We start from the raw sequence: 6,576 nt of genomic DNA, 5'->3' as shown, positions 1-6,576 counted from the left end.
CGCAACCGGCTGAAATTGTTGGGTGTTTTGAGTGGTTCGTGAAAATGCCCAGAAAATGCAGCTGCGAACGTGTTGAGATCGGCGTGCTTTTCCCCTGCCTCTTCAGCCCCTTATTGGCAAAGGCCATAGATGCCCTGCAATCTCCATAATCCGGTGATGTAGGTGACATCCCCTCCATGCCGTCCGGACCATCTCGGCCGGGCACCGATCAGGAGGATGCTTGGGGTCTCCTGCTGTAATCGCGTCAGGTTTGACGAACAGTCGCTGACATGAGACATGAGGGCGGGGGTCCCGACAGGGACAGACTATTGGATTTGAGCCAGGGGGTGGACAGCATTCTATGACGCCGGACCGGAACATGATCCGCTCGCTTGGTAGCGAAGCGCCGATCCTGGCGGATGGCTTTCGCGCCCCTGACCGCCGCGAGATCTCCCTGCGTTGGCTGTCCGGGACCTTTCTTACCGGCATCACCTCCTGCATTCTCATGGGCGTTGCGCTGTTTGCCGCCCTCGATGGCCGCCAGCAGCTCGCCATTCCCGCGGAAGCCTTTGCGGCCCTGCCCGATCAGTCGGAAGCAGACACCAACGAAGAAGCAGTCCGCGGATCGCGCCTTATCGCGCCGAAGATTGCGGCACGTCCCGTCGACAAGGCCATTCTCGACGTGCCCACCGTCTTCAAGGACGGCACCCGGGAAATCGTCAAGAAGCTGCCCTTCGCCCATGTGAAGATGGCGCTTGCCGCGGACTATGCCGTGCAGGAGCGCTATCCCGCCTTTGACCCGATGACCATATTTGCCGTTCCCGAGCAGGAGCAGCAACTCGCGCCGCGGGCGGGCACGCTCTACGGTTCCGACGTCGAGTCCGAGGTTACACTCTCCCTGCGGCCCTTCCCGACAAGTCCCGACAAACCGTTGGTCGGCGACATGAGCTTCGATGAGGTCGAAGAGAATGTACGCTCCAACGGATCGGTTCTGACCTCCGGCGACAACCAGGTCGCGGCCCTCTACTATATCGACCCGCGCCGCTTCGATGCCGACGACAGTGAACTCGGGCTCGATGCCGCCCTCTCGGCGCGCGTCGTCGAGCAGAACATGAGCGTTTCGGAACCGGAAGCCATCACACCCGACACGCCTGAATATGCCGAGGATGTTTTGCCGGTTCGCCAGCAACAGAGCGTATCGGCGCTGATGCTCGCTTCCGGTTATCCGGAATCACGTGCCGAAAGCGTGGAGAGGGCCTTGGCTCCCTATGTTCGCGAGAGCGGTCTGTCTCAGGGCGACGTGCTGCGCATCGGGCTGATCCAACGCGGCGAAGAGGTTCGGCTCGTCCGTTTCTCGCTCTATAGTGGCGCACGCCATGTCGCCTCCATGGCTGTCACAGACAATGGCCGGCTGATCCGTGCCGCCGAGCCGCCCCATCTCGATGCCGTGGCCGGCGCCTTCGATACGGCCCGCCCCATCCTGACCTCCGGACGCGATCTGCCCAAGGTCTATGACGGCATCTACCGCGCAGCACTCTCCTATGGGATGGGACCGGACCTGACCGCGCTCGTGGTTCGGCTATTGGCTGCAAGCGTCGATTTTCAGGCGCAGCTCAAGCCCTCCGATACGCTGGAGGCCTTCTTCTCCGTTGCGGATGAAGAGGGACTTGCGACGGAAAACTCCGAGCTTCTCTATGTCCGGGCGCGCTTCGGCGACACGATCACCCAGTTCTACCGCTTCCAGGATCCGGATGACGGCTCGGTCGACTACTACAACGAAGACGGCAAATCGATCCGGCAATTCCTGCTGCGCAACCCCGTCCCAAGCGGACGCTTCACCTCATCCTTCGGGATGCGCAAACACCCGATCCTTGGCTATTCCCGCATGCATACCGGTGTCGACTGGGCGGCCCCGCGCGGCACACCGATCCTTGCCTCGGGCAATGGTGTGGTCGAAAAGGCCGGATGGGCCTCGGGCTATGGCAATCAGACACTGGTGCGCCATGCCAATGGCTATGTGTCGTCCTACAATCACCAGAGCGCCATCGCCAAGGGCATGAAGCCGGGAGCCAAGGTTTCACAGGGCCAGATCATCGGCTATGTCGGTTCAACCGGTGCATCGACAGGTTCGCACCTGCATTACGAGCTGATCGTCAACGGCACCAAGGTTGATCCGATGAAGGTCCGTCTTCCCGGCGGCAAGGCCCTGGAGGGCCAGTCGCTCGCCAGTTTCCAAACGGAACGCGAGCGCATCGATGCGCTGCTGGAGACAGGCGGCCGACCGGCACAGGTCGCCAGCCGATAAGCAATCGGGACGCGGACGGGCAAATCGGCCCGCCAAAATTGTTCTAATCCGAGCCTTTTGATTTACTCGTTATCATAGGTTGCATGATTTGATCCCTTCAATTGAAAGCGGGGGTGGCTCGTGCTCGAAGCAGTTTTCATGTTCAGGGGCCGTGTGAATCGGCTCCAGTATTTTTTAGCCGGCATTTTCTTTTGTCTTCTGGGCGTCGGGTTGTGGGTTCTTGGTATCCTCGCCATCGACCCAGCTGAGGAGGCCGAAGGCATTCTACCGCTTCTGCTGCTCGGCGTGGTATTGCTCTGGATTGGCCTCAGCCTGCAGGCGGCGCGGATCCGCGACATCGGCCTCAGCCCCCTGCTGGTCATTCTCGGGCTCGGCGTCGCCTATTTCCTGCTCGGTATCGGTGAGCAGGTCGCAGGCGATGCAAGCCTTAAGAGCTTGTTCTCGGCGGGGTCAATCGGATTGCAGATCGTGTCCAGCCTGTTCTTGCTTCTGATGCCCGGGACGGGAACCACCCCTGACGATCCGATGCTGGAGCCCTATGGTCGCGAAGCCCTGAGTTCTCAAACGCGGATGACTCAGATGGATCTACCGGCGCGGTCGAGCCAGAGTGTCACGAGCCAGCGCTACTCACCGCCTCCAGCCTCTGCAGTTGCCAGCGCCAGATCTCAGGCAGGCGCCCGAGCGAGTTTTGGCCGTAGAGGCCTTTGACGGAGATGCTGCTCAGGCAGCGACACGATCGCTCCGCGGCAAAGCAAAAAGGGCGGCTCGGTCAGCCGCCCTTTTCATTTGTCCTCAAAGCCAGCCCTATCAGGCGGCCTGGCTCATCGAAGCATCGGGACCAATCAACAACCGGTCACTGCCCGCCTCAACCTTCACCCGGCTGCCATCCAGCACCTTGCCGGAAAGGATCTGCTCGGCCAGCGGATCCTGAAGGTACTTCTGGATCACCCGCTTCAGCGGCCTTGCGCCATAGACCGGATCATAGCCCTTGTCGGCCAGCCAGTCGCGAGCACCAGCTTCGAGCGAGATGACGATCTTGCGCTCGGCCAGCAGCGATACCAGCCGCTTCATCTGGATATCGACGATCGCCCCCATTTCGCTGCGCTGCAGGCGGTGGAACAGGATGATCTCGTCGACGCGGTTGAGGAATTCCGGCCGGAAGGAGGCCTTTACCACATCCATCACCTGGTCACGAACGCTGTCGGTGTCCTGACCTTCCGGCAGAGCGGTCAGATACTCGGCGCCGAGGTTCGAGGTCATGATGATCATCGTATTGCGGAAGTCGACCGTGCGGCCCTGGCCATCGGTCAACCGTCCGTCGTCGAGCACCTGCAGGAGCACGTTGAACACGTCGGGATGCGCCTTTTCGATCTCGTCGAACAGCACCACCTGGTAGGGCTTGCGCCGCACCGCTTCGGTAAGGGCGCCGCCCTCCTCGTAGCCGACATAGCCCGGAGGTGCGCCGATCAGACGCGCGACCGAATGCTTCTCCATGTATTCCGACATGTCGAGGCGCACCATGGCCGTTTCGTCGTCGAACAGGAAGCGGGCAAGCGACTTGGTAAGCTCCGTCTTGCCCACACCTGTCGGCCCGAGGAAGATGAACGAGCCGATCGGCCGGTTCGGATCCTGCAGGCCAGCGCGTGCCCGGCGGACGGCGCGCGACACGGCCTGAACTGCATCACCCTGCCCGACCACGGACTTGGCCAGCTCGTCGTCCATCCGCAGCAGCTTTTCGCGCTCGCCTTCCAGCATCTTGTCAACCGGGATCCCGGTCCAGCGGGAAACGACATGCGCGATATTGTCCGGCGTCACGACCTCCTGCACCATGCTGTCAGCACCGCTGCCATCCTGGGCTTCGGCATTTGCAAGCTGCTTTTCCAGATCCGGGATCACCCCATAGGTCAGCTCGCCGGCCCGCTGGAATTCGCCCTTGCGCTGGGCGATGGCCAATTCGTTGCGCGCATCATCGAGCTGCTTCTTGAGATCAGCGGCCAGGCCCAGTTTCTGCTTTTCCGCCTGCCAGCGCGCCGTCAGCGCATCGGCCTGCTCTTCCAGCGACGTCACCTCTGTTTCCAGGCGCAGGAGACGATCAGCGGAGGCCGCGTCTGTTTCCTTCTTCAAGGCCTCGCGCTCGATCTTCAGCTGCATGATCCGGCGATCGAGTTCATCGAGCTCTTCCGGTTTGGAATCCACCTGCATCCTCAGGCGCGAGGCGGCTTCGTCCATCAGGTCAATGGCCTTGTCCGGCAGGAACCGGTCGGTGATATAGCGGTTGGACAGGGTCGCGGCGGCAACCAGGGCCGAGTCGGAGATCCGCACCTTGTGATGCTGCTCGTATTTCTCCTTGAGGCCGCGCAGGATCGAGATGGTGTCCTCGACCGTCGGTTCGTCGACCATGACGGGCTGGAAACGCCGGGCAAGGGCCGCATCCTTCTCGACATGCTTGCGATACTCGTCGAGCGTGGTTGCACCCACGCAATGCAGCTCGCCGCGGGCCAGTGCCGGCTTCAACAGGTTGGAGGCGTCCATGGCGCCATCGGCCTTGCCGGCCCCGACCAGCGTGTGCATCTCGTCGATGAACAGGATGATTTCACCATTCTCAGACTGCACCTCGTTGAGCACGGCTTTCAACCGCTCCTCAAACTCGCCGCGATATTTGGCACCTGCAATCAAAGCGCCCATGTCGAGCGCCATCAGGCGCTTGTCTTTGAGGCTTTCCGGCACGTCGCCATTGACGATACGCAGTGCCAGGCCCTCGGCAATCGCTGTCTTGCCGACGCCGGGTTCGCCGATCAGCACGGGATTGTTCTTGGTTCGGCGCGACAGCACCTGGATCGTGCGGCGAATTTCGTCGTCGCGACCAATAACAGGGTCAAGCTTGCCTTCGCGGGCATCAGCCGTCAGGTCACGCGCATATTTCTTCAGCGCATCGAAGCCCTGTTCGGCATTGGCGCTGTCGGCTGTGCGGCCCTTGCGCACCTCATTGATCACCTGATTAAGCGCATTGGTGGTGACGCCGCCCTTCTTGAGGGAAGCTGAGGTCGAGGCCGAACTTTCGATGGCCAGTGCCAGCAAAAGCCGCTCGACGGTCACGAAGCTGTCGCCGGCCTTCTTGGCAGCCTCTTCGGCGGTAGAAAAGACCTTGGCCAGCGGCTGCGCCAGATAGACCTGGCCATTGCCTCCCGAAACCTTGGGCAGCTTGGCAAGCGCCACATCATTGGCGAGACGCACTTCCTTCGGGTCGCCACCCGCACGGCTGATCAGCGAAGACGCCATGCCCTGCTCATCATCAAGCAGCACCTTCAAGACGTGCTCGGGCGTGAACTGCTGGTGCCCCTCCGAAAGGGCATGGGTCTGCGCAGACTGCAGAAAACCGCGCACGCGTTCGGAATATTTCTCGATATTCATGGTCACTCTCCTTGGCCCCGGCCCGCCCGCATTCGGCACAGCCCGGTTGGTTGGATCGGCCCCCATATGGCAGGCCCGGAGCGATGAACTCGCTCCCTCGACAGAGATATGGGAGCGGATTTTTGCCCTTTAAAGAGGCAGATAAACGAAAAACTCCGGGACGCGGCCCGGAGTTTTCAAATGTCAAATCTGCAGACCGATTACTCGGAAACGGCCTCGGCGAGGACGGGGGCTTCCCCACCTTCGCCGCCCTCTGCCTCCGCGTTGCGACGGGGCTGACGGCGCGGACGGTTCCCGGCATTGCGGCGGCGAGGCTGACGCTCGGCGCCGGCCTCGGCTCCGCTCTCGGCAGCAGCGGCCACCACTTCGGCCGGCATGTCTTCGATGACCGGCTGCGGACCGGAGCCAGCAATCTCCTGCGGCTGGTTTACGGCTGGAACCTGTTCGTCCTGTCCGTCCATGTCATCGCTGTCGCGATCATTGTAGTCGTTGCGGTCGTCGCGCTGCACGCGTTCCTGCAACTGCGCCTGAGCGGCGGCAATGATGCGGTTATAGTGCTCTGCATGCTGGAGATAGTTCTCCGCCATGACGCGATCGCCAGAGCTCTGGGCATCGCGCGCCAGGGCACCATATTTTTCAGCAATGTGCTGCGCAGTGCCGCGGATCTTCACATCCGGACCTGAACTGTCATAGGTCCGGGTCAGCGGGTTCTGGCCCTTGCGGTTGAAGTTGCCGCCACCGCCATTGTTGTTATTGTTGTTGTTACGCCCCCGACCACGCTTGTTCTGCTGTCCTGGCCTCATAGATAATTCACCTGAATGTCTGTGTTTGCTGATGAAAGGGCAACGCTATTTTCTCGGGTCATGACTGACCGGGTCTCA

4 protein-coding genes are annotated in these 6,576 nt (G+C 61.4%); 2 read left to right on the top strand and 2 right to left on the bottom strand.

All coding sequences use genetic code 11. From position 1 onward, the window contains the following. The first annotated feature begins 340 nt into the window (after window positions 1-340). Both FAA97_RS14730 and FAA97_RS14725 read left to right on the top strand, forming a co-directional pair. On the top strand, window positions 341-2,284 hold the full coding sequence (locus FAA97_RS14730; protein ID WP_136599291.1) for a M23 family metallopeptidase: 1,944 nt from the start codon (window positions 341-343) through the stop codon (window positions 2,282-2,284). A 138-nt stretch (window positions 2,285-2,422) separates the two neighbouring features. Continuing rightward, entirely contained in the window at window positions 2,423-2,992 is a 570-nt protein-coding gene (locus FAA97_RS14725) for a DUF805 domain-containing protein (protein ID WP_246041500.1), read from the top strand. A gap of 99 nt (window positions 2,993-3,091) precedes the next feature. On the opposite strand, the gene clpB is transcribed toward FAA97_RS14725, so the two are convergent. Beyond that, the gene (clpB, locus tag FAA97_RS14720) at window positions 3,092-5,695 is read right to left on the bottom strand and encodes an ATP-dependent chaperone ClpB (protein ID WP_136599289.1); all 2,604 of its coding nucleotides are present in this window, start codon (window positions 5,693-5,695) and stop codon (window positions 3,092-3,094) included. A 200-nt stretch (window positions 5,696-5,895) separates the two neighbouring features. Beyond that, complete coding sequence (locus FAA97_RS14715; protein ID WP_136599288.1) at window positions 5,896-6,498, bottom strand: DUF4167 domain-containing protein; 603 nt, start codon at window positions 6,496-6,498, stop codon at window positions 5,896-5,898. Window positions 6,499-6,576 lie beyond the last annotated feature (78 nt).

Source organism: Peteryoungia ipomoeae, from assembly GCF_004912165.1.
Lineage (GTDB): Bacteria > Pseudomonadota > Alphaproteobacteria > Rhizobiales > Rhizobiaceae > Allorhizobium > Allorhizobium ipomoeae.
This window is presented reverse-complemented; position numbering and strand designations above follow the sequence as displayed.